This window comes from Pseudomonas sp. GL_135, assembly GCF_057834665.1.
Genome location: NZ_CM174408.1, coordinates 4,339,211 through 4,362,450 on the forward strand (window position 1 = coordinate 4,339,211; position 23,240 = coordinate 4,362,450).

Genomic DNA, 23,240 nt, shown 5'->3' on the forward strand with positions numbered 1-23,240 from the left:
TGCCCATAAGCCCGGTGGTCACCGGGCTCATGGATCAGGACGACAAGAGCGGTCACCTTTCAGCGACTTCTCCTACAACGCCTGCTGCCTTTTTACCATCTTTGCAATCAGCCGCGAAACTCGCCGCGACCACGGTACACCGCTTTGGCGCCCAGTTGCTCTTCGATACGCAGCAGTTGGTTGTACTTGGCGATGCGGTCGGAGCGGCTCAACGAACCGGTCTTGATCTGGCCGGCGGCGGTGCCCACGGCCAGGTCGGCAATGGTGGAGTCTTCGGTTTCGCCGGAACGGTGCGAAATCACGGCGGTGTAACCCGCGGCCTTGGCCATCTGGATGGCTTCCAGCGTTTCGGTGAGCGTACCGATCTGGTTGAACTTGATCAGGATCGAGTTACCGATCTTCTTGTCGATGCCTTCTTTCAGGATCTTGGTGTTGGTCACGAACAGGTCGTCACCCACCAGCTGGATCTTGTCGCCGATCTTGTCGGTGAGTACTTTCCAGCCATCCCAGTCCGACTCGTCCAGACCGTCTTCGATGGAAATGATTGGGTGCTTGCTGACCAGATCAGCCAGGTAGTCGGCGAAACCGGCGGAGTCGTACTCGCCCTCTTCGCTCAGCACGTACTTGCCGTTCTTGTAGAACTCGCTCGCTGCGCAGTCCAGCGCCAGGGTCACGTCAGTGCCCAGTTTGTAGCCCGCGTTGGCAACGGCTTCGGCGATGGCGTCCAGCGCATCGCCGTTGGAGTTCAGGTTCGGCGCGAAGCCACCTTCGTCACCCACGGCAGTGTTCAGGCCACGTGCTTTCAACACCGCTTTGAGGTGGTGGAAAATCTCGGTACCCCAGCGCAGGCCCTCGGAAAAGGTGTTGGCGCCCACCGGCTGAATCATGAATTCCTGGATGTCGATGTTGTTATCAGCGTGCTCGCCACCGTTGATGATGTTCATCATCGGAACCGGCATCGAGTAAACACCCGGCGTGCCGTTCAGGTTGGCGATGTGCGCGTACAACGGCAGGTCCTGATCCTGAGCAGCTGCTTTGGCCGCAGCCAGCGACACAGCGAGGATCGCGTTGGCGCCCAGGCTGGCTTTGTTTTCGGTGCCGTCCAGCTGAATCATCGCGTGATCCAGGGCTTTCTGGTCAACCGGGTCTTTGCCCAGCAACAGGTCGCGGATCGGGCCATTGATGTTGGCCACAGCTTTCAGAACGCCCTTGCCCATGTAACGGCTCTTGTCGCCATCACGCAGCTCCAGCGCTTCACGCGAGCCGGTGGAAGCACCGGACGGCGCGCAGGCGCTGCCGATGATGCCGTTGTCGAGGAGCACGTCTGCTTCCACGGTGGGATTGCCACGGGAGTCGAGAACTTCACGACCTTTGATGTCGACGATTTTTGCCATTGTTGTTAACACTCCAAGATTGACGAAAACGACGCAGCTGGGAAAACGATTCGGCGTCTCAGGGCTCTAGGACAACGGGCAGGGCCTGAAACGACAATTTTCCCGACCCTTTGGTCGGGAAAACAACGAACGGCACTCTACCGGAGGGCTCGGCGCCGGAGAAGCGGGTTTTATGCCGTTTCGATCGTCGGGAAGCTTTTAACGAGTTCGTCGAGCGCCTTGAGCTGGGCCAGAAACGGCTCCAGCTTGTCCAGGCGCAGGGCGCAGGGACCGTCGCACTTGGCGTTGTCCGGATCCGGATGGGCCTCCAGGAACAGACCGGCCAGGCCCTGACTCATCCCGGCCTTGGCCAGATCGGTCACCTGGGCGCGACGGCCACCGGCGGAATCGGAGCGGCCGCCCGGCATCTGCAAGGCGTGGGTCACGTCGAAGAACACCGGGTATTCGAACGATTTCATGATGCCGAAACCGAGCATATCGACGACCAGGTTGTTGTAGCCGAAGCTCGAACCGCGTTCGCAGAGGATCAACTGATCGTTACCCGCTTCCACGCACTTGGCCAGGATGTGTTTCATCTCGTGGGGCGCGAGGAACTGGGCTTTCTTGATGTTGATCACGGCGCCGGTCTTGGCCATGGCCACGACCAGATCGGTCTGACGGGACAGGAAAGCCGGCAACTGAATGATGTCGCAGACTTCCGCCACGGCAGCAGCCTGCTCAGGCTCGTGCACGTCGGTGATGATCGGCACGCCGAAGGCTTGCTTGATGTCCTGGAAAATCCGCATGCCTTCTTCAAGACCCGGGCCGCGGTAGGAAGTCACCGAGGAACGGTTGGCCTTGTCGAAGCTGGCCTTGAACACGTACGGAATGCCGAGCTTCTCGGTCACTCGCACGTATTTTTCACAGACCTGCATCGCCATGTCACGCGACTCGAGGACGTTCATGCCGCCGAACAGAACCATAGGCTTGTCGTTGGCAATGTCGATGGAGCCGACGCGGATGATTTTCTGTGCCATGTGATGGATTCCCTATCAACCGTTCTTCTGGTGTTGAGCAAGCGCTGCTTTAACGAAACCACTGAACAACGGGTGGCCATCGCGGGGCGTAGAGGTGAACTCGGGGTGGAACTGGCAAGCCACAAACCATGGATGGTCAGGAGACTCCACCACTTCAACCAGTGCACCGTCACCCGAGCGACCGGAGATTTTCAGGCCGGCTTCGACCAGTTGCGGCAGCAGCTTGTTGTTCACTTCATAGCGGTGGCGATGGCGCTCGACGATAACGTCGTTGGCGTAGCAATCGTGCACCAGAGAACCCGGCTCAAGCAGGCATTCCTGGGCACCCAGACGCATGGTGCCGCCCAGGTCCGAAGTCTCGGTCCGGGTTTCGACAGCGCCGGTGGCATCTTCCCACTCGGTAATCAGACCGACGACAGGGTGCTGGCTGGCACGATCGAACTCGGTGGAGTTGGCATCTGTCCAGCCCAGCACGTTACGCGCGAACTCGATGACCGCCACCTGCATGCCCAGGCAGATGCCCAGGTACGGAACCTTGTTTTCGCGAGCGAACTGCACGGCCGTGATCTTGCCCTCGACACCGCGCAGACCGAAGCCGCCAGGGACGAGAATTGCGTCAACGCCCTCAAGCAAACCAGTGCCCTGATTCTCGATGTCTTCGGAATCGATGTAGCGCAGATTAACCTTGGTACGGTTGCTGATCCCGGCGTGACTCATGGCTTCGATCAGCGACTTGTAGGCATCCAGCAGCTCCATGTACTTGCCGACCATCGCGATGGTGACTTCGTGTTCCGGATTGAGCTTGGCGTCGACGACCTTTTCCCACTCGGACAGGTCGGCGCTGCCGCACTGCAGGCCAAAGCGCTCGACGACGAAATCGTCGAGGCCCTGGGAATGCAGGATGCCCGGGATCTTGTAGATGGTGTCGGCGTCTTCGAGGGCGATGACCGCGCGCTCTTCGACGTTGGTGAACTGCGCGATCTTGCGGCGCGATGAAATGTCGATCGGGTGGTCGGAACGGCAAACCAGTACGTCTGGCTGCAGGCCGATCGAACGGAGTTCTTTCACCGAGTGTTGTGTCGGCTTGGTCTTGGTCTCGCCCGCGGTGGCGATGTACGGAACCAGCGTCAGGTGCATGAGCATGGCGCGCTTAGCGCCCACTTCAAAACGCAGCTGACGGATCGCTTCGAGGAACGGTTGCGACTCGATGTCGCCGACGGTGCCGCCGATTTCGACCATGGCGACGTCGGCATCGCCGGCACCCTTGATGATGCGACGCTTGATTTCGTCGGTAATGTGCGGGATCACCTGAATGGTCGCGCCCAGATAATCACCACGGCGCTCTTTGCGCAGGACGTGTTCGTACACACGGCCGGTGGTGAAGTTGTTGTTCTGGGTCATGGTGGTGCGAATGAAACGCTCGTAGTGCCCCAGGTCCAGGTCAGTTTCGGCGCCGTCGTGGGTGACGAACACCTCACCGTGCTGAAACGGACTCATGGTGCCGGGATCGACGTTGATGTAGGGGTCCAGCTTGAGCATGGTGACCTTAAGTCCCCTCGCCTCCAGGATGGCCGCCAATGAAGCCGAGGCGATGCCTTTCCCCAATGAAGAAACAACACCGCCCGTGACGAAGATGTAGCGCGTCATGAAAAACCCTAGAAGTCTGCGTTAAAGCGGTCAGAGCCGCCGGGGAAAGCGAAGGAAGGCCGAAGCCCCCGACAACCTGCGTGTTCCACTGTGCATTTCCAATCTGTCGCGCCCAAATCAACGACCGGCCTTGAAAAGGCCTGTCCGTGGTTCGCCACATTTTTGAGAATCGCCCAGTAAAGACTGGCTGGTAATCGGCAACTTGCGTCGTTCCGGAAGGATCGACATAAGCTGTATCAAGAAGGGAGCGTAGTCTACCGGAAAGGCCCTTTCAGCTCAAACTTTGGTCATTCGTCGGTGGCAACCAGTGCAATCGCCAGTCGCCACGGGGGCTGGCGTCCAGTCCCGGGAGGTTTGCCACGGCCAATAACTGCTCGCCGCGGTACAACAGCGGCAATCGGCCGCGCAGAAACACCGGCACACCCTTTTCGTTAAGCAGGCGTTTGAGGTCTCGACGTCCCCGATCCGGCACATCAAAGGTTTCGCCGCCCTGGCGGTAATGCACATGCAGGCCACCCGATGGCGCAGCGCCGAGGATCTGCAACATGCCGTTGCCCGGCAGCGCGAGAGGTTGCGACGCCATGGACCAGTGCTGCGAGCCGGCGACGTTTTTCAGCCAGATCCCCGACAGCCACCAGATGCGCCCTTCGGCTCGGTGCATCTGACCATCGGCCAGTCGCCAAATGGGGCGACCGTCCGGCCCGGCATCGCGCAGCGAATCCCAGCCTGCCCAGTGATCGGTATCAGGCAGTCGAGTGAGCGGCGCCAGCCAGTGGCGCAATGCGTTGCGCTGCCGGGCGGGTGACAGCGCTTCCAGCGGCGCGAGCTCAAGAGAGGGCATGTCCAGCCACGGCCAGGGGCACGGGGTATCGGCGAGGGCAAGGTCCTGCAGCGCGAGTTCGTCCAGCAACTGCTGGGCTTCGGCCAGATGCGCGGCGCTACGGGCCATGCTCGCAATTGCCTGCGGCCAGCGCGTCGTCACCAGCGGCAGCACGTGGCTGCGCAGGTAGTTGCGCGAAAAGCGGCTGTCTTTGTTGCTCGGGTCTTCGATCCAGCTCAAACCCTGCTCCCGGGCATAGGCTTCAAGGGTCGCGCGGGATTCGTCCAGCAGAGGCCGAAGCAACTGCCCTGCGCCCAAAGGACGCTGCGCCGGCATGGCAGCCAGCCCGCGCACCCCGGCGCCACGCAGCAGACGGAACAGCAGCGTCTCAGCCTGATCGTCCCGATGCTGGGCGGTCAGCAGCACTTCGCCAGCCGCGAGCGTCGAATTGAAGGCCGTGTATCGCGCGTCCCTCGCCGCTTGTTCAAGGCTCGCACCGGGGCGCACCTGGACGTCGATGACCTGCATCGGTACGCCCAGAATCTGACACATCTGCCGGCAATGCACCGGCCACGACGCCGCCACAGCCTGTAGGCCATGGTTGACGTGAACAGCGGTCAGAGGTGGAAGCGGGTGAACCCTGGCAAGTTCCGCCAGCAGGTGAAGCAGAACAGTGGAATCGAGCCCACCGGAGAATGCGACGCGCCAGGCGCCTGCAGCGCGCCAGGGTTCGAGGCGCGACAGCAGACGTCTGGAGAGTGCGAGTGCGATGCTGTCCGGTTTGCTCATGCTGGTTAACCCTGCTTAAAGCTCGCCGGACCGGGAGACGTCACCGGGTTCGGTGACGCTCTTCTTGCAGAACGGTCCGGTTAAAGGCCATAGCTCATCAGGCGGTCGTAACGTCGGGCCAACAGCGCGTCGTTATCGAATTTCTGGAGCATGCTCAGTTGGCTGCTCAGTTCTTCGCGGATCAAGGCAGCGGCAGCGGCCGGATCGCGGTGCGCGCCGCCCAATGGCTCGGTGATCACCTTGTCGACGATGCCCAGTCCCTTCAGACGCTCGGCAGTGATGCCCATCGCTTCGGCAGCGTCCGGCGCCTTTTCGGCGGTTTTCCACAGGATGGAAGCACAGCCTTCCGGCGAGATCACCGCGTAGGTCGAGTACTGCAGCATGTTCAGTTGATCGCACACGCCAATGGCCAGTGCGCCGCCCGAACCGCCTTCGCCAATCACGGTGGCAATGATCGGAGTCTTCAATCGGGCCATCACACGCAGGTTCCACGCGATGGCTTCGCTCTGGTTACGCTCTTCGGCGTCGATACCCGGATAAGCGCCCGGCGTGTCGATGAAGGTCAGGATCGGCATCTTGAAACGCTCGGCCATTTCCATCAGGCGGCAGGCCTTACGATAGCCTTCAGGACGCGGCATGCCGAAGTTGCGGCGAACCTTCTCGCGCACTTCGCGGCCCTTCTGATGACCGATCACCATCACTGGCTGGTCGTTCAGCCGGGCAATACCGCCGACGATGGCGGCGTCGTCGGAGAAGTGGCGATCGCCATGCAGCTCGTCGAACTCGGTGAAGATGTGTTGAATGTAGTCCAGCGTATACGGACGACGCGGATGACGCGCCATGCGCGCGATCTGCCAACTGGTCAGGTTGCCGAAAATGCTTTCGGTGAGCGTATTGCTCTTCTCTTGCAGTCGAGAGATTTCGTCGCCGATGTTCAGCGAGTTGTCATTGCCCACCAGACGCAGCTCTTCAATCTTGGCTTGCAGGTCAGCAATCGGCTGTTCGAAATCCAGAAAATTCGGGTTCATAGGCATCCGTCTTGGGTCGACGGCCAAGAGGCCGGCCGGTTGATCCGATAAGCGCCATACCTTAATGGAGCGGGCGCCTTTCGGTCGAGTTTAAAGTGTCGAGGTCATCAATATTGAGCTGATCGGTGTCAGCGATACTGCAGGAAGACGTTCTCTCGTCCGAACTGGTCACGCAGCGCCTGAATCAGGCTGTCTGCGGGATCGATCCGCCACGCTTCGCCGAACTGCAGCAATGCCCTGGCTTCCTGCCCGGTGTAGTCAAGGGTGATCGGGCACGCGCCGCGGTGCTTCTTGCACAGCTCGCCCAGCCAGCGCAGCCGGTCGCCTTTGAGCGCTTCGGCCCGCACGTTCAGGCGCAGACTTTCCGCCAGCCCGGTGCGCGCTTCTTCCAGGCTCATCACCCGTTTGGCGCGCAACCGCAAGCCACCGGAGAAGTCGTCGGTGCTGACCTCCCCCTCCACCACCACCATCGCATCGGTTTGCAGCAGCGACTGAGCCGCCTGGAACGAATCGGCAAACAGCGACGCCTCGATACGCCCGGAACGGTCGTCCAGGGTGATGAAGCCCATCTTGTCGCCCTTTTTGTTCTTCATCACCCGAAGCGCAATGATCAGCCCGGCGATGGTCTGGGTCTCCCGCGAGGGCTTCAGATCGACGATGCGCTGACGCGCGAAGCGGCGGATCTCACCTTCGTATTCGTCGATCGGGTGCCCGGTCAGGTACAGGCCCAGGGTTTCTTTTTCGCCACGCAGCCGTTCCTTGAGCGTGACCTCTTTGGCGCTGCGGTGGTTCGCGTAAACGTCGGCGTCGGCTTCAACGAATAGGCCGCCGAAGAGATCGGCATGGCCGCTGTCGTGACTGCGGGCGGTCTGCTCGGCGGCCTGAATGGCTTCTTCGAGTGCGGCCAGCAGGACACCGCGGTTACGGTCGATATTGGCTTGATACTGTTTTGGCTCGTCATAGAAGAACGGGCCCAGACGGTCCAGCGCACCGCTGCGAATCAGGCCATCGAGGGTGCGCTTGTTGACGCGCTTGAGGTCGATGCGGGCGCAGAAATCGAACAGGTCGGCGAACGGGCCTTCCTGACGCGCTTCGGTGATCGCCTCCACCGGGCCTTCGCCGACGCCCTTGATCGCGCCGAGGCCATAGACGATGCGGCCGTCGTCATTCACGGTGAACTTGAACTCGGAGTTGTTCACGTCCGGCGCATCCAGGCGCAGCTTCATGATCCGCACTTCTTCGATCAAGGTCACGACCTTGTCGGTGTTGTGCATGTCCGCTGAAAGCACCGCCGCCATGAATGGCGCCGGGTAGTGACGCTTGAGCCAGGCGGTCTGGTACGACACCAGCCCGTAGGCCGCCGAGTGCGACTTGTTGAAGCCGTAACCGGCGAATTTCTCTACCAGGTCGAAAATGTTACCGGCCAGGTCAGGGTCGATGTTGTTGGTCTTGCAACCCTCGATGAAACCGCCGCGCTGCTTGGCCATTTCCTCGGGCTTCTTTTTGCCCATTGCACGACGCAGCATGTCAGCGCCGCCAAGGGTGTAGCCGGCCATGACCTGAGCAATCTGCATCACCTGTTCCTGATACAGAATGATGCCGTAGGTCGGCGCAAGCACCGGCTTGAGGCCTTCGTACTGGTAATCGACGTGGGGGTACGACAGCTCCGCGCGACCATGTTTACGGTTGATGAAGTCGTCAACCATGCCCGATTGCAACGGACCGGGACGGAACAGCGCCACCAGTGCGATCAAGTCTTCCAGGCAGTCAGGCTTGAGCTTTTTGATCAGTTCTTTCATGCCGCGGGATTCAAGCTGGAACACGGCCGTGGTTTCAGCGCGCTGCAGCAGCTCGTAGGTCGGCATGTCATCCAGCGGGATGAACGCGATGTCGAGGGGCTCTTCGTCGACCTTGGCGCGGTCGCGGTTAATCGTCTTCAGTGCCCAGTCGATGATGGTCAGGGTGCGCAGACCCAGGAAGTCGAACTTCACCAGACCGGCGGCCTCGACGTCATCCTTGTCGAACTGGGTGACCAGGCCACCGCCCTCTTCATCGCAGTAGATCGCCGAGAAGTCAGTCAGCTTGGTGGGCGCGATGACTACACCACCGGCGTGCTTGCCGACGTTACGCACAACGCCTTCGAGCTTGCGCGCCATTTCCCAGATCTCAGCCGCTTCCTCGTCGACCTTGAGGAAGTCGCGCAGGATCTCTTCCTGCTCGTAGGCTTTTTCCAGTGTCATGCCCACTTCAAAGGGGATCATCTTCGACAGACGATCCGCCAATCCGTAGGACTTGCCCTGCACCCGCGCGACGTCCCGGACCACTGCTTTCGCGGCCATGGAGCCGAAGGTGATGATCTGGCTGACCGCGTTGCGACCGTATTTCTCAGCCACGTACTCGATGACCCGGTCGCGACCATCCATACAGAAGTCGACGTCGAAGTCGGGCATGGAGACCCGCTCGGGGTTGAGGAAACGTTCGAACAGCAGGTCGTATTCCAGCGGGTCGAGGTCGGTGATCTTCTGCACGTAGGCCACCAGCGAACCGGCACCCGACCCACGGCCCGGACCCACCGGCACGCCATTGCTCTTGGCCCACTGGATGAAGTCCATAACGATCAGAAAGTAACCGGGGAATCCCATCTGGATGATGATATCCAGCTCGAAATTCAGGCGGTCGACGTACACCTGCCGCTTGGCCTCGTAGTCCGGCGTGGTTTCTCTCGGCCAGAGCACGGCAAGGCGCTCCTCCAGCCCCTCGAAGGACACCTTGCGGAAATACTCGTCGATGGTCATGCCATCGGGAATCGGGAAGTTGGGCAGAAAGTGCGTGCCCAGCTTGACGTCGATGTTGCAGCGCTTGGCGATCTCGACGGTGTTGGCGAGGGCGTCAGGGAGATCGCTGAACAGCTCGGCCATCTCCTCCGCGCTCTTCAGGTACTGCTGATCGCTGTAGTTGTGCGAGCGGCGCGGGTCGTCCAGCGCCCGGCCTTCGCCGATGCACACGCGGGTTTCGTGGGCTTCGAAATCTTCCTGCTTGATGAAACGCACGTCGTTGCTGGCCACCAGCGGCACGCCATGGCGTTCGGCCAGGGCGACGGCGGCATGCAGGTGTTCTTCGTCATTGATGCGGTTGGTGCGCTGGACTTCGATGTAGAAGCGGTCCGGAAAAACCGTCAGCCACTCTTTCAGCAACTCGTCGGCTTCGGCCGGATTGCCACCCAGCAGGGCCATGCCGATCTCGCCTTCCTTCGCCGCAGACAGGGCAATGAGCCCTTCGCTGGCCTCGGCCACCCACTCACGCTCGATCACCACCAAGCCGTTGCGCTGGCCGTGCATGAAGCCACGGGAAATCAGTTCGGTGAGGTTCAGGTAGCCTTTGGGGTTCATCACCAGCAGGCTCAGACGGCTGAGCGGTGCATCGCGATCACGCCCCGCCAGCCAGATGTCGGCGCCACAGATCGGCTTGATGCCGGCGCCCATGGCTGCTTTGTAGAATTTGACCAGCGAACACATGTTGTTCTGGTCGGTCACCGCCACGGCCGGCATGTTCATGGCCGCGAGCGCCTTGACCAACGGTTTTACACGGACCAGACCATCAACGAGGGAGTATTCGGTGTGCAGGCGTAGGTGAACGAAAGAAGCCGGCATGGTTGATCCTATGGTGCAGAAAAAACGAAGGCCGGATTGTACCGGCCATTCAGAAAAACATCAGCCCGCGATCAACTGAGTGGCAGCGACATGAAACCGGTGGCGACCATCATGTCCCGCGCCGCCCAGGCCTGACGGACCGGACCGAAGGAACGCCGGTGAATAGGCGTTGGCCCCAAACGCGCCAAGGCTTCCAAATGCACGGCTGTCGGATAACCCTTGTGGCCGCCGATGCCGTAGCCTGGATAAAGCAGCTCCATCTGCGCCATTTCCCGGTCGCGACTGACCTTGGCCAAAATCGAGGCGGCGGCAATGGCCGGCACGTGGGCATCGCCCTGAATGACCGGCGCGCTGGGCACCGACAGCTGCGGGCAGCGATTGCCATCGATCAGCGCCAGTTTCGGCGTGATGATCAAACCTTCTACGGCTCGCTTCATCGCCAGCATGGTGGCGTGAAGAATATTCAGCTCATCGATCTCTTCGACTTCAGCCCGCGCGATGTGCCAGCACAGTGCTTTCTCGCAAATCTCGTCGAACAGTCTTTCACGCTTGGCTTCGGTGAGTTTCTTGGAATCGTTCAGGCCCAGAATCGGGCGCTTGGGGTCGAGAATGACCGCCGCGGTAACCACGGCGCCACACAGCGGACCGCGGCCGACTTCGTCGACACCGGCGACCAGATCCTCGACGAGATTGAAGTCCAGACCCATTTGCATTGATTGCTTGCTCATTGTGAAGGCGTTGCGCCAATCAGGTTCAATACCGCCTCGGCAGCCTGATTGGACGCATCGCGACGCAAGGTACGGTGAATCGCATCGAAGCCGGCAGTCTGTGCGTCGCCGTCGTCCAGCAACGGCAGCAGCGTCTGCGCCAGGGCCTCGGCGGTCGCCGCGTCCTGCAGAAGCTCCGGAACCAGCAAACGCTGGGCCAGGAGGTTCGGCAGCGACACGTACGGGCTCTTCACCATCCGCTTGAGTATCCAGTAAGTCAGTGGTGCCAGACGATAGGCAACCACCATCGGTCGCTTGTACAACAGGGCTTCGAGGGTCGCGGTCCCGGAAGCGATCAGCACGGCATTGCACGCCGCCAGCGCTAAATGGGACTGGCCATCGAGCAGCGTCAGCGGCAGTTCGCGCCCTTGCAGCAGTTGTTCGATCTGTTCGCGGCGCTGAGGGCTGGCGCAGGGCAGCACGAAACGGATGTCGGGACGCACGGCCAGCAGGCGCTCGGCTGCGTCGAAAAACAGGGCACCGAGACGCCCGACTTCGCCACCGCGACTGCCCGGCATCAACGCGACCACCGGGCCTTCGCCCAAGCCAAGCGCGGCGCGAGCGGCCAGTTGATCGGCCTGCAACGGAATGGTGTCGGCCAACGGGTGCCCGACAAAGCGCACCGGCACGCCTTGCTCTTCGTAGAAACGGGCTTCGAACGGCAGCAAGGTCAGCATCAGGTCGCAGCCTTCGCGGATCTTCAGGACACGCTTCTGACGCCACGCCCACACGGACGGGCTCACGTAATGAACGGTCTTGATCCCGGCCTGACGCAGCTTGAGCTCGATATTAAGGGTGAAGTCCGGGGCATCGATGCCGATGAACACGTCCGGCTTCTCGTCAATGAGGGTCTGAATCAGCAACTTGCGACGGGCGAGCAGCTCTTTGAGCCGGCCGAGCACTTCCACCAGCCCCATGACCGACAGGCGCTCCATCGGAAAATACGACGTCATGCCCTGGGCTTCCATGAGCGGACCGCCGACACCGATGAATTCGGCGTCCGGGTGCCTCGCCTTGATCGCACGCATCAAGCCGGAGCCAAGAATGTCGCCGGAAGCCTCTCCGGCCACCAGCGCAATACGCAAGCGAGCCATGGTCAGCGAGTGATGCCGCGAGTCGATGACTGGATGGACTTGAGGAACAGCTCCACTTCAGGGAACTGCGCAGCAGGCTCGCTCAGCTCGACGATCGCCTGCTCTACGGTCAGGCCCTGACGGTAGACGGTCTTGTATGCGCGGCGCAGCGCGTGAATCGACTCTTCGGAGAAGCCGCGACGACGCATGCCTTCGAAGTTCATGCTGCGGGCTTCGGCCGGGTTGCCGAACACGGTGACGAACGCCGGGACGTCCTTGCCGATGGCAGTGCCCATGCCGGAAAAGCTGTGCGCGCCGATGTGGCAGTACTGATGCACCAGGGTGAACCCGGACAGAATCGCCCAGTCATCCACGTGCACATGGCCGGCCAACGCGGTGTTGTTGACCAGAATGCAGTGATTGCCAATAACGCTGTCGTGACCGATGTGCGCGTACGCCATGATCAGGTTGTGGTCACCCAGGGTGGTTTCCGCACGGTCCTGAATGGTGCCACGGTGGATCGTCACGCCTTCGCGGATGACATTGTGGTCACCAATCACCAGACGCGTCGCTTCACCTTTGTATTTCAGATCAGGCGTGTCCTCACCTACCGAGGAAAACTGGTAGATGTGGTTGTGTTTGCCGATCCTGGTCGGGCCGCGCAGGATCACATGCGGACCGATCACTGTACCCTCGCCGATTTCCACACCAGGTCCGACGATCGACCACGGGCCGACCTCCACATTGTCGGCCAGTACGGCCGTCGGATCGATGATTGCGCGAGAGTCAATCAAACTCATAGTTTGCGTTCCGCGCAGATGATTTCAGCCGAGCACACCGGCTTGCCATCAACCGACGCCTGACATTCGAACTTCCAGATCTGGCGCTTGCAGCTGAGGAATTTTGCTTCAAGGATCAGCTGGTCGCCCGGCAGTACTGGCTGGCGGAAGCGCAGTTTGTCGGAGCCGACGAAGTAATAAAGGGTGCCATCGGCAGGCTTCACATCGAGCATCTTGAAGCCCAGGATGCCGGCCGCTTGAGCCATGGCCTCAATGATCAGCACGCCCGGCATGATCGGGTGCTGAGGAAAGTGGCCATTGAAGAAAGGCTCGTTGATGCTGACATTCTTGTAGGCACGAATGCTTTTGGTCTCGACATCCAGCTCCACCACACGGTCCACAAGCAGGAACGGGTAACGGTGCGGCAGATATTCGCGGATTTCGTTGATGTCCATCATTTCGAAGGGAAGCCTGTAGTAAAGATTGGGAGGGCGCGACTAACGCGCGTCACTCCTCTAGCAAATCAAGGAGGCAGTTTATCGGCTGTGCACGCTTGATAAGAAAAAAGTATCAGCCATCAGATGAAGCTTTACCGCCTGAGGTCACTGCCTCGACAATCTTTTCAAGGTGCTGCAGGCGCCGCGCCATGTCGTCGAGATGACGCATGCGTGCCGCGCTCTTGCGCCACTCCGCCGCCGGCTGCATTGCCGTTCCCGAAGAATAGGAGCCGGGCTCGGTGATCGACCGCGTGACCATGGTCATGCCGGTGACGAAAACCCCGTCGCAAATCTCGATATGGCCCACCAGCCCGACACCGCCTGCGAGCATGCAATGCTTGCCGATCTTCGCGCTGCCCGAAATGCCGACGCACGCGGCCATGGCCGTGTGATCGCCGATCTGGACGTTGTGAGCGATCTGAATCTGGTTATCCAGCTTCACGCCATTGCCGATGCGGGTGTCATCCATGGCGCCGCGGTCGATGGCGGTGTTTACGCCAATCTCAACATCGTCACCGATGGTCACACCGCCAATCTGCGCGATCTTCTGCCAGACGCCTTTCTCGTTGGCGAAACCAAAACCTTCACCGCCCAGCACCGCACCGGACTGGATGACCACTCGCTGCCCGATACGAACGTCGTGATACAGCGTGACGCGCGGGGCAAGCCAGCCGCCCTCGCCAATTACGCTGCGGGCACCGATGAAGCAATGCGCGCCAATGGTCACGCCGGCCGCAATCCGTGCGCCGCTTTCGATGACCGCATAGGCGCCAACGCTGGCCGCCGGGTCGACGAAAGCATCCGCCGCCACCACGGCTGTTGGATGAACACCAACAGCAGCCTTGGGCTTGGGATCGAACAGATGGGAAATACGGGCGTAGGCCAAATACGGATCAGGCACCAGCAATGCGTCGGCGGCATACCCTTCCGCATCTGTCGGCTTGAGCAGCACGGCAGCGGCCTGGGTGGTCGCGAGGAATTTTCGGTACTGAGGATTGGCCAGAAAACTGACCTGATCAGGACCGGCTTCCTGCAAGGTTGCCAGTCCTGTGATTTGCTTGTCCGCCGGGCCACGCAGGGTGGCGCCGAGGAACTCGGCCAATTGGCCGAGTGTGATGGTCGCAGTCATTAACTTACTTCAGCTGATTCATGCGCTCGATAACCTGGCGAGTGACGTCATATTGTGGCTTGACGTCAATCACGGCACCGCGCTCGAACACCAGGTCAAAACCACCTTTCTTGATGACTTCTTCTACCGCCTGGTCCAGCTTCGGCTTGAGTTGCTTGAGCATGTCGCGGTCAGCAACAGCCTTGGCTTCGTTCAGCTCCTTGGACTGGAACTGGAAGTCACGGGCCTTTTGCTTGAAGTCCAGCTCCAGACGCTCGCGCTCAGGCTGAGCCATCTTGTCGCCACCGGCGACCAGACGATCTTGGATACCTTTCGCGCTGCTTTCCAGAGCCTTCAGTTTGGTCAGCTGAGGACCGAACTTTTTCTCTGCATCTACTGCATACCGTTTGGCTGCGTCGGATTCAAGCAGGGCCATCTGGTAGTTCAGTACTGCGATTTTCATGTCAGCAAATGCCGGGCCTGCGATCAGAACCGTTGCCAGCAATGCCAATTGGGTCAACTTACGCACGATGTAACTCCTACAGAATCCGTTGTCGTTAGCAGTGATCAGACCCTTAGAAGGTCTGACCGAGGGAGAATTGGAAGACCTGGGTTTCGGTGCTGTCGTCCGGTTTCTTGACCGGCATCGCCAGGGCAAAACTCAGCGGACCCAGAGCAGTGACCCATGTCACACCGACACCGACGGAACTGGCCAGGCCCGACAGCTCTGGACCATTACACTCGACCTTCTGACCATCGGTCGTGGTCTTCTGCGAACCGCAGTTGGTGTTGAAAACGTTACCCACGTCCCAGAACAGCGAGGTACGCAGCGAACGCTGGTCCTTGATGAACGGCAGCGGGAACAGGATCTCGGCACCGCCGGTGATCAGGACGTTACCACCGAACGGCAGCGGATCCTGGTCCGGGTCAGCAAGGGTGCCACTGCCTGCACGGCCGCTACTTGGCGTACTGCGCGGACCGAGCGTGCTGTCCTTGAAGCCACGTACCGAGTTGAAGCCACCGGCGTAGTAGTTCTCGTAGAACGGCAGACCAGACGTCGAGCCATAACCGTCGCCATAACCCAGCTCCGAGTGCAGACGCAGGGTGTAGTTGCTGGTGATCGGGTGGAACAACTGGCCGCGATAATCAAGTTTATAGAACGACAGGTCGCTGCCCGGAATAGTCGTTTCCAGGGTCAGGCTCTGGGAGCTGCCACGGGTCGGCAACGTGCCTTTGTTCAACGTCGACTCGGACCAGCCCACCGACGCTTTGAAGTTGGTGAAGCTGTCGCCTTCCTGCTCGATGAAGTCGAAAATTTCGTCAACGGTGTACTTACCGGTGCTCAGCTCATCCTTCTGTACCGACAGGCCGAAGTTCAGGCGAGAGGTTTCGCTGATCGGGTAGCCCATGTTGATACCGGCACCCAGGCTGTCGACCGAGTAGCTCGCGACGTCGACGTCGAGGTCGTCGTAGTCGGTCTTGCGGTAGAACGCGCTGTAGCCAAGGCTCACACCGTCAGGCGTGAAGTACGGGTCGACGTAGCTGAAGTTGTAACGGGTCTGGTATTCGCTTTTGGTCAGGCCGATGCTGACCTTGTTACCGGTACCCAGGAAGTTGTTCTGGCTGATGGAACCACCGAGGATCAGACCGGCGCTCTGCGCAAAGCCGACGCTGGCGGTGATCGAACCGGACGCCTGCTCTTCTACTGCGTAGTTCACGTCAACCTGATCATCGGTGCCAGGCACCGCCGGGGTTTCAACGTTCACTTCCTTGAAGAAGCCCAGACGGTCAAGACGGGTCTTGGACTGATCGATCAGGTAAGTGGATGCCCAGCCGCCTTCCATCTGGCGCATTTCGCGACGCAGCACTTCGTCCGCTGTCTTGGTGTTGCCACGGAAGTTGATGCGGTTGACGTATGCGCGCTTGCCCGGATCGACAACAAAGGTGATGTCGACGGTGTGGTCTTCGTCATTCGGCGTGGGCACACCGTTGACGTTGGCAAAGGTGTAACCCTCGTTACCCAGACGGCGGGTGATCAGCTCCGAGGTCGTGGTCATCACCTTGCGGGAGAACACCTGGCCCGGCTTGACCAGCAACAGCGACTTGACCTGATCTTCGGGGACTTTGAGGTCACCGCTCAGCTTGACCGACTTCACGCTGTACTTCTCGCCCTCATGAATGTTGACGGTGATGTACACGCTTTTCTTGTCGGGCGTGATGGATACCTGGGTCGAGGCGATATCCATGTTGATATAGCCGCGGTCGAGGTAATACGAACGCAGACGTTCCAGGTCGCCGGAGAGTTTCTCACGGGCGTATTTGTCGTCGTTCTTGAAGAAGGAAAGCCAGTTGGTGGTTTTCAGTTCGAACAGATCGACCAGATCGTCTTCAGGGAAAACCGAGTTACCCACCACGTTGATGTGCTGAATGGCGGCGACCGCGCCTTCGTTGATGTTGATCTTCAGACCCACACGGTTACGCGGCTGCGGCACGACTTCGGTGGCGACTTCTGCAGAGTAGCGGCCCTGGGCAACGTACTGACGTTGCAGCTCGTTGCGGACGCCCTCCAGCGTAGCGCGCTGGAAGATTTCGCCTTCGGCCAGACCCGACTGCTTCAGACCCTTCATCAGGTCCTCGGTGGTGATCGCTTTGTTGCCTTCGATCTCGATACTCGAAACCGACGGACGCTCGACAACTGTAATGACCAGGACGTTACCGTCGCGGCCCAGCTGGATGTCCTGGAAAAATCCGGTTTTGAACAGCGCGCGAGTTGCGTCGACAAGACGCCCATCATCGGCCTGTTCACCCACGTTCAACGGCAGCGCGCCAAACACGCTGCCGGCGGAAACCCGCTGCAGACCGTTGACACGGATATCGGAGATAGTGAAGGACTCGGCGTGAACTTCGGCGATCATCAGTACGGCAAGAACCGCAGTTAGCAGCAGACGTTTCATGAAGTCCTTTCTTATTCCAACTGGCAATAAACAAACTGCCGCAAAATGCGGCAGATTCACAATTCGGCGTAGCTTTTACAGTCGTCCCAGATCGTTGACCAGTGCGAGCAACATCACTCCAACCACCAGACTGATACCGATCTGAACCCCCCAGCCCTGCACCTTCTCTGACAGCGGTCGGCCACGCGCCCACTCGATCAGATAAAACAGCAAGTGCCCCCCATCCAGCACTGGTATGGGCAGCAAATTGAGAACGCCCAGGCTTATGCTCAGATAAGCGAGGAAATTCAGGAAGTCACCTACGCCTGACTGGGCCGAAGCGCCCGCCACTTTAGCAATGGTTATCGGTCCGCTCAAGTTTTTTACCGAGAGCTCGCCGAACAACATTTTCTTCAGCGAATCGAGGGTCAGCACGCTCATGGTCCAGGTACGCCGCGCGCCTTCTGCGACGGCGGCTACAGGGCCATAGCTGACCTCGCGCAACATCTCCGGCGGCCAATCCACGCCTTTCACGCCGGCACCGAGATACCCGGTCGCCGCAGTGCCTTCGCCCCGTGTCACCAGATCGACGGGCACCTCCAGCTGTGCGCCATCACGCTCGACGCGCACCGAAATCCGCGTATCGGGATGGACACGAACCCAGTCAACGACCCTCTGCCATTCGTCGACAGGCTCGTTATTAAGAGCCAGTAGGCGGTCGCCGGTTTTCAGCCCGGCGGTTTGTGCAGGGCCTTTCGGATCGAGCTCTGCCAGCACCGGCGGCAGCGCCGGACGCCACGGTCTAATACCCAGCGAACGAATCGGGTCCGGCTCGGCTGCGCCCTTGAGCCAGTCGTTGAGCACCAGTGAATGCGGGGTTTCCACGTCGGAACCCTGCTCGCGAACCTTCAACGCTATGCTGCCGCTCTCACCCAGGCGACGCACCAGTTGCAGGTTCACACCCGCCCATCCGGTAACGGCCTCGCCATCAACCGAGACAATCTCCTGACCGGAACTCAGCCCGGCCTTCTCCGCAATACTGCCTGGCTCGACACCGCCCACGACGGGCCGAACCTGCTGGCTGCCCAGCATGGCGAGTACCCAGAAAAATACAATCGCCAGCAGAAAATTGGCAACCGGGCCGGCGATCACGATGGCGATGCGCTGATAAACCGACTTGCGGTTGAAGGATTGATCCGCCAGCTCGGGGGGAACGTCGCCCTCCCGTTCGTCGAGCATTTTCACATAGCCGCCGAGGGGAATCGCCGCAACGACGTATTCGGTGCCCTTGCGATCACTCCAGCGCAGCAACGGCATGCCAAAGCCCACTGAAAAACGCAGGACCTTGACGCCACACCGACGCGCCACCCAGAAGTGACCGAATTCGTGAAACGTTACCAGCACACCCAACGCAACCAGGGTGCCGACAATCATATATAGCGCGCTCATCGCTGCTCTCCGGGTACCGATCTAGCGGTGCGTTGAAGCCCACATTGCATGCAAATCATCAAAAACACGACTGCCTGAACCGGCCGCCTAGCGACCATTGCGACCGAGCCACTGCTCGGCCAACGCGCGGGCACGTGCGTCGATCTCGAACACTGTCTCCAGCTCGGACACGGCGACGACAGGCTCAAGGTTCAGAACCTCGTCGATCATACTCGCGATTTCCGGATAGCGAATGCGCTTGTCCAGAAACGCAGCGACCGCGACTTCATTGGCTGCGTTTAGAACCGCAGGCGCACTGTCACCCGCCTCGGCAGCTTGCCGCGCCAGACGCAGGCATGGGAAGCGCACTTCGTCCGGTGCTTCGAAGTCCAGTCGCGCGATGCTGAACAGATCCAGCGGCGCGACGCCCGAGTCGATGCGCTCGGGCCAGGCCAGCGCGTGGGCAATCGGCGTACGCATGTCGGGATTACCCAACTGCGCCAGCACCGAGCCGTCGACGTAATCGACCATCGAGTGGATCACGCTCTGAGGGTGAATCACCACCTCAATCCGCGCGGGCGTCGTATCGAACAGCCAGCAGGCTTCGATCAGCTCAAGGCCTTTGTTCATCATGCTGGCGGAATCGACGGAAATCTTGCGGCCCATGGACCAGTTCGGATGGGCACACGCCTGATCCGGCGAGACGTGTTTCAGGTCGGCGAGCGGTGTCTGCCGGAACGGACCACCGGAGGCGGTCAACAGAATGCGCCGGACGCCGACCTTCTCGAGACCGCTTTCGTAATCATGCGGCAAGCACTGGAAGATCGCGTTGTGCTCGCTGTCGAGGGGCAGCAGTACCGTGCCACTGCGGCGGACAGCCTGCATGAACAAGGCGCCGGACATGACCAGCGCTTCCTTGTTGGCCAGCAGGACTTTCTTGCCCGCCTCGACCGCGGCAAGGGTCGGGCGCAAACCGGCGGCACCCACGATAGCAGCCAGCACCGTATCCACCAGAGGGTGCGCAGACACTTCGCAGAGCCCGCCCTCCCCCACCAGCACGCGCGTATCCAGACCGGCCGCATGAAGGTCGTCCTGCAACTGGCGGGCGGCGGCCGTCGTTGGCACGACGGCAAACTGCGGGGTATGGCGAACGCACAATGCCAACAGTTCGGCCATACGTGTATGACCCGTCAGGGCAAAGACCCGGTACCGCGACGGGTGGCGTGCGATGACGTCCAGCGTGCTTAACCCGACCGAGCCCGTTGCGCCAAGTACAGTGATGAGCTGAGGCGTACTCACATCACGCCCCAGTCTTTAGCGGCCCAGAGCAACAAGGCGAACACCGGAATGGCCGCAGTCAGGCTGTCGATGCGATCCAGCACGCCGCCATGGCCCGGCAGCAGGTTACTGCTGTCCTTGACCCCGGATTTGCGCTTGAACATGCTTTCGGTGAGATCGCCTACGACCGAGATAAGCACGACGATCGCTGCAGACACCAGGGCGAAGATGATTTCACCCAGTGACCAGCCGCGGTAGACACCCACCACCGCCGTGATCAGCAGGCATGCTGCCAGGCCTCCATAAAGGCCCTCCCAGCTTTTACCCGGGCTGACCTTGGGCGCCAGCTTGCGCCTGCCGAATGCCTTGCCGGAAAAGTAAGCGCCAATGTCGGCGCCCCACACCAGAATCATCACCGAGAGGATCAGCCAGTTGCCCAGCGGCATCTGCTTGATCAGCACCAGACCCTGCCATGCCGGCAGCAATATCAGCAGGCCGATCACCAGCTTGCAGATGGCACTGGCCCAATGCGCGCTGGACTCGGGAAAAGTGAGCACCAGCCAGGTTGCCATCAGCCACCAGATCAGTGCCGCCACCAGCAACCATGGCGCGAGGTCCGGCAGCAGGTACAGCAGAAACAGCAGCGCAGCGACCACCACGGCGTACAGAATGCGGGACGATTGCGTTTCAAAGCCTGATAGACGAGCCCATTCCCAGCCGCCAAGCACGACCACCGCACCGATGAACAACGCGAAACTGCCGCCTTCGAGCAGGAAGAAACCGCACAGGGCCAGCGGCGCAAGGATCAACGCAGTGATGATTCGTTGTTTAAGCATTAAGCGCGGGCTCCAGCTTCTACCTGCTCGCTGGTTTTCCCGAAGCGGCGTTGGCGAGAAGCGAAATCGGCCAGCGCAGTGCGCATGGCATCGTGTTTGAAGTCCGGCCAGAACAGGTCGGAGAAATACAGCTCGGCGTAGGCCAGCTGCCAGAGCAGGAAATTGCTGATGCGGTGCTCGCCGCCCGTGCGGATACAGAGATCGGGCAACGGCAGGTCACCAGTGGCCAGGCACGTTTGCAGCAGTTCCGGGGTGATGTCCTCCGGACGCAGATGGCCGGCCTGAACTTCGCGCGCCAGCCGCTGAGCGGCCTGCGCGATATCCCACTGACCGCCATAGTTGGCGGCGATCTGCAGAACGAAGCGACTGTTTTCAGCCGTGCGCTGCTCGGCTTCGCGGATGGCAGCCTGCAGTTCAGGGTGGAACCGCGAACGGTCGCCGATGATGCGCAGGCTGATGCCGTTCTCGTTAAGGCGCTTGGTCTCGCGGCGTAGCGCCGTGAAAAACAACTCCATCAGCGCGCCGACTTCTTCCGCCGGGCGCTGCCAGTTCTCGCTGGAAAACGCGAACAAGGTCAGCACCTCGACCTTGGCCTCGGCACAGACTTCAATCACCGCACGAACAGCGTCGACGCCGGCTTTGTGGCCTGCTACACCCGGTAGCAGGCGCTTCTTGGCCCAGCGGTTGTTCCCATCCATGATGATCGCGACATGACGCGGCACCGATGCCGGCGCAGCCAGCTTTGTCTTATCCATGAAAGCTTCCCGGCCCTTATACGGCCATCAGGTCCGCTTCTTTGGACTTGGTCGCGGCGTCGATGTCCGCCTCAGCCTTGTCCGTCAGCTTCTGGATGTCGGCAGCGGCGCGGCGCTCTTCGTCTTCGCTGATTTCCTTGTCCTTGACCAGCTTCTTCAGTTCACCCAACGCGTCACGGCGAATGTTACGCACGGCAACGCGGGCGTCTTCTGCGGCGCTGCGTGCCTGCTTGGTGAAGCCCTTGCGGGTCTCTTCCGTCAGGGCAGGCATGGAGATCAACAGCATCTCGCCCAGATTGGTCGGGTTGAGGTTCAGGCCAGCGCTCTGAATAGCCTTGTCGACCGCAGCGAGCATGTTGCGCTCGAACGCCACGACCTGCAGCGTACGGGAGTCCTTCACGGTGACGTTGGCGACGCCGCTCAACGGGGTGTCGGAACCGTAGTACGGCACCATGACGCTGCCGAGAATGCTCGGGTGCGCCTTACCGGTGCGGATCTGGCCGAATGCATGGGCCAGGGACTCAAGGGATTTCTTCATCCGCTCTTGAGCGTCTTTCTTTATTTCGTTGATCATTGTTCGCCTTCCTCGATCAAAGTACCTTCCGCGCCGCCATGCACAATGTTCAGCAGGGCGCCGGGCTTGTTCATATTGAAGACACGCAGTGGCATCTTGTGGTCACGACACAGACAAATGGCTGTCAGATCCATTACACCCAGCTTGCGATCCAGCACTTCGTCGTAGGTCAGACGATCGAACTTCTCGGCATGCGGGTCCTTGAATGGATCGGCAGTGTACACACCATCGACCTTGGTTGCCTTCAGCACGACATCAGCGTCGATCTCGATCGCGCGCAGGCACGCTGCGGAATCCGTGGTAAAGAACGGATTGCCGGTACCGGCGGCGAAGATCACGACTTCCTTGGCATTCAGGTGACGCATGGCTTTGCGACGATCGTAGTGATCAGTCACACCCACCATGGAAATGGCGGACATTACGATGGCCGAGATGTTGGCCCGCTCCAGCGCGTCACGCATGGCCAGCGCATTCATCACGGTGGCCAGCATGCCCATGTGGTCGCCCGTGACCCGATCCATGCCGGCCGCGCTCAGCGCTGCACCGCGAAACAGGTTACCGCCACCGATGACCAGGCCGACTTGCACGCCGATGCCGACCAGCTGACCGACTTCAAGGGCCATGCGATCCAGCACCTTTGGGTCGATGCCGAACTCTTCCGACCCCATCAGGGCCTCGCCGCTGAGCTTGAGTAGAATGCGTTTATAGCGAGCTTGATAGCCACTGCCCTGCTGAGCCATTGCGAATCTCTCCTGCGGCGTTTGAAAAAAATCGTTCGAGTTGCGGGCCATTGTCGGCCTGCGCTCACTCTAGGTCACTGCTTCAGGGAGATGCAGCCTCGTAGGCCCAACCCCTGCAAAAACAAATT

General features: G+C 60.4%; 19 protein-coding genes. All 19 read right to left on the reverse strand.

What is annotated here, in order from left to right; all coding sequences use genetic code 11:
* Positions 1–107: 107 nt before the first annotated feature.
* The gene (gene eno / locus AC3ISG_RS19285; protein WP_489297722.1) at positions 108–1,394 is read right to left on the reverse strand and encodes a phosphopyruvate hydratase; all 1,287 of its coding nucleotides are present in this window, start codon (positions 1,392–1,394) and stop codon (positions 108–110) included.
* 170 nt (positions 1,395–1,564) lie between these two features.
* Positions 1,565–2,410 carry a 3-deoxy-8-phosphooctulonate synthase gene (gene kdsA, locus AC3ISG_RS19290; RefSeq protein WP_489297723.1) on the reverse strand — a complete coding sequence of 282 codons (846 nt, stop codon included), beginning with the start codon at positions 2,408–2,410 and terminating at the stop codon, positions 1,565–1,567.
* A gap of 15 nt (positions 2,411–2,425) precedes the next feature.
* Positions 2,426–4,057 carry a CTP synthase gene (gene pyrG, locus AC3ISG_RS19295; protein ID WP_122537375.1) on the reverse strand — a complete coding sequence of 544 codons (1,632 nt, stop codon included), beginning with the start codon at positions 4,055–4,057 and terminating at the stop codon, positions 2,426–2,428.
* 271 nt (positions 4,058–4,328) lie between these two features.
* A complete protein-coding gene (gene tilS / locus AC3ISG_RS19300; RefSeq protein ID WP_489297724.1) occupies positions 4,329–5,666 on the reverse strand; it encodes a tRNA lysidine(34) synthetase TilS in 1,338 nt (445 codons plus the stop codon).
* An 80-nt stretch (positions 5,667–5,746) separates the two neighbouring features.
* Positions 5,747–6,694 (reverse strand): acetyl-CoA carboxylase carboxyltransferase subunit alpha, encoded by a 948-nt coding sequence (locus tag AC3ISG_RS19305; RefSeq protein ID WP_122537373.1) that lies wholly within the window; start codon positions 6,692–6,694, stop codon positions 5,747–5,749.
* A gap of 128 nt (positions 6,695–6,822) precedes the next feature.
* On the reverse strand, positions 6,823–10,344 hold the full coding sequence (gene dnaE, locus AC3ISG_RS19310; RefSeq protein WP_489297725.1) for a DNA polymerase III subunit alpha: 3,522 nt from the start codon (positions 10,342–10,344) through the stop codon (positions 6,823–6,825).
* A gap of 71 nt (positions 10,345–10,415) precedes the next feature.
* The gene (gene rnhB / locus AC3ISG_RS19315; protein WP_122537371.1) at positions 10,416–11,057 is read right to left on the reverse strand and encodes a ribonuclease HII; all 642 of its coding nucleotides are present in this window, start codon (positions 11,055–11,057) and stop codon (positions 10,416–10,418) included.
* An 11-nt stretch (positions 11,058–11,068) separates the two neighbouring features.
* Positions 11,069–12,205, reverse strand: coding sequence for a lipid-A-disaccharide synthase (gene lpxB, locus AC3ISG_RS19320; RefSeq protein WP_489297726.1), 1,137 nt, complete (start codon positions 12,203–12,205; stop codon positions 11,069–11,071).
* 2 nt (positions 12,206–12,207) lie between these two features.
* A complete protein-coding gene (lpxA, locus tag AC3ISG_RS19325; RefSeq protein ID WP_122537369.1) occupies positions 12,208–12,984 on the reverse strand; it encodes an acyl-ACP--UDP-N-acetylglucosamine O-acyltransferase in 777 nt (258 codons plus the stop codon).
* The gene (fabZ, locus tag AC3ISG_RS19330; RefSeq protein ID WP_037014232.1) at positions 12,981–13,421 is read right to left on the reverse strand and encodes a 3-hydroxyacyl-ACP dehydratase FabZ; all 441 of its coding nucleotides are present in this window, start codon (positions 13,419–13,421) and stop codon (positions 12,981–12,983) included. The genes lpxA and fabZ overlap by 4 nt, the downstream gene beginning before the upstream one ends.
* 112 nt (positions 13,422–13,533) lie before the next feature.
* The gene (lpxD, locus tag AC3ISG_RS19335) at positions 13,534–14,589 is read right to left on the reverse strand and encodes a UDP-3-O-(3-hydroxymyristoyl)glucosamine N-acyltransferase (protein ID WP_172610971.1); all 1,056 of its coding nucleotides are present in this window, start codon (positions 14,587–14,589) and stop codon (positions 13,534–13,536) included.
* A gap of 4 nt (positions 14,590–14,593) precedes the next feature.
* On the reverse strand, positions 14,594–15,097 hold the full coding sequence (locus tag AC3ISG_RS19340; protein WP_037014235.1) for an OmpH/Skp family outer membrane protein: 504 nt from the start codon (positions 15,095–15,097) through the stop codon (positions 14,594–14,596).
* 46 nt (positions 15,098–15,143) lie between these two features.
* Positions 15,144–17,522, reverse strand: a complete 2,379-nt coding sequence (bamA, locus tag AC3ISG_RS19345) for an outer membrane protein assembly factor BamA (RefSeq protein WP_172610970.1) — start codon at positions 17,520–17,522, stop codon at positions 15,144–15,146.
* A gap of 75 nt (positions 17,523–17,597) precedes the next feature.
* Positions 17,598–18,950, reverse strand: coding sequence for an RIP metalloprotease RseP (rseP, locus tag AC3ISG_RS19350; RefSeq protein ID WP_489297727.1), 1,353 nt, complete (start codon positions 18,948–18,950; stop codon positions 17,598–17,600).
* 87 nt (positions 18,951–19,037) lie between these two features.
* Positions 19,038–20,228 (reverse strand): 1-deoxy-D-xylulose-5-phosphate reductoisomerase, encoded by a 1,191-nt coding sequence (gene ispC / locus AC3ISG_RS19355; RefSeq protein WP_489297728.1) that lies wholly within the window; start codon positions 20,226–20,228, stop codon positions 19,038–19,040.
* On the reverse strand, positions 20,225–21,043 hold the full coding sequence (locus AC3ISG_RS19360) for a phosphatidate cytidylyltransferase (protein ID WP_489297729.1): 819 nt from the start codon (positions 21,041–21,043) through the stop codon (positions 20,225–20,227). The genes ispC and AC3ISG_RS19360 overlap by 4 nt, the downstream gene beginning before the upstream one ends.
* Positions 21,043–21,798 (reverse strand): polyprenyl diphosphate synthase, encoded by a 756-nt coding sequence (uppS, locus tag AC3ISG_RS19365; RefSeq protein ID WP_074891303.1) that lies wholly within the window; start codon positions 21,796–21,798, stop codon positions 21,043–21,045. The genes AC3ISG_RS19360 and uppS overlap by 1 nt, the downstream gene beginning before the upstream one ends.
* 16 nt (positions 21,799–21,814) lie before the next feature.
* Positions 21,815–22,372, reverse strand: coding sequence for a ribosome recycling factor (frr, locus tag AC3ISG_RS19370; RefSeq protein WP_122537363.1), 558 nt, complete (start codon positions 22,370–22,372; stop codon positions 21,815–21,817).
* Positions 22,369–23,112, reverse strand: coding sequence for a UMP kinase (pyrH, locus tag AC3ISG_RS19375; RefSeq protein ID WP_037014256.1), 744 nt, complete (start codon positions 23,110–23,112; stop codon positions 22,369–22,371). Before pyrH ends, frr begins: the two co-directional genes overlap by 4 nt.
* Positions 23,113–23,240 lie beyond the last annotated feature (128 nt).

Coding starts and splice junctions, on each gene's coding strand:
- eno (WP_489297722.1), bottom strand. CDS start 1,394: ATGGCAAAAATCGTCGACATCAAAGGTCGTGAAGTTCTCGACTCCCGT.
- pyrG (WP_122537375.1), bottom strand. CDS start 4,057: ATGACGCGCTACATCTTCGTCACGGGCGGTGTTGTTTCTTCATTGGGG.
- rseP (WP_489297727.1), bottom strand. CDS start 18,950: ATGAGCGCGCTATATATGATTGTCGGCACCCTGGTTGCGTTGGGTGTG.
- AC3ISG_RS19305 (WP_122537373.1), bottom strand. CDS start 6,694: ATGAACCCGAATTTTCTGGATTTCGAACAGCCGATTGCTGACCTGCAA.
- dnaE (WP_489297725.1), bottom strand. CDS start 10,344: ATGCCGGCTTCTTTCGTTCACCTACGCCTGCACACCGAATACTCCCTC.
- fabZ (WP_037014232.1), bottom strand. CDS start 13,421: ATGATGGACATCAACGAAATCCGCGAATATCTGCCGCACCGTTACCCG.
- rnhB (WP_122537371.1), bottom strand. CDS start 11,057: ATGCAAATGGGTCTGGACTTCAATCTCGTCGAGGATCTGGTCGCCGGT.
- lpxA (WP_122537369.1), bottom strand. CDS start 12,984: ATGAGTTTGATTGACTCTCGCGCAATCATCGATCCGACGGCCGTACTG.
- lpxD (WP_172610971.1), bottom strand. CDS start 14,589: ATGACTGCGACCATCACACTCGGCCAATTGGCCGAGTTCCTCGGCGCC.
- uppS (WP_074891303.1), bottom strand. CDS start 21,798: ATGGATAAGACAAAGCTGGCTGCGCCGGCATCGGTGCCGCGTCATGTC.
- tilS (WP_489297724.1), bottom strand. CDS start 5,666: ATGAGCAAACCGGACAGCATCGCACTCGCACTCTCCAGACGTCTGCTG.
- AC3ISG_RS19360 (WP_489297729.1), bottom strand. CDS start 21,043: ATGCTTAAACAACGAATCATCACTGCGTTGATCCTTGCGCCGCTGGCC.
- bamA (WP_172610970.1), bottom strand. CDS start 17,522: ATGAAACGTCTGCTGCTAACTGCGGTTCTTGCCGTACTGATGATCGCC.
- kdsA (WP_489297723.1), bottom strand. CDS start 2,410: ATGGCACAGAAAATCATCCGCGTCGGCTCCATCGACATTGCCAACGAC.
- lpxB (WP_489297726.1), bottom strand. CDS start 12,205: ATGGCTCGCTTGCGTATTGCGCTGGTGGCCGGAGAGGCTTCCGGCGAC.
- frr (WP_122537363.1), bottom strand. CDS start 22,372: ATGATCAACGAAATAAAGAAAGACGCTCAAGAGCGGATGAAGAAATCC.
- pyrH (WP_037014256.1), bottom strand. CDS start 23,112: ATGGCTCAGCAGGGCAGTGGCTATCAAGCTCGCTATAAACGCATTCTA.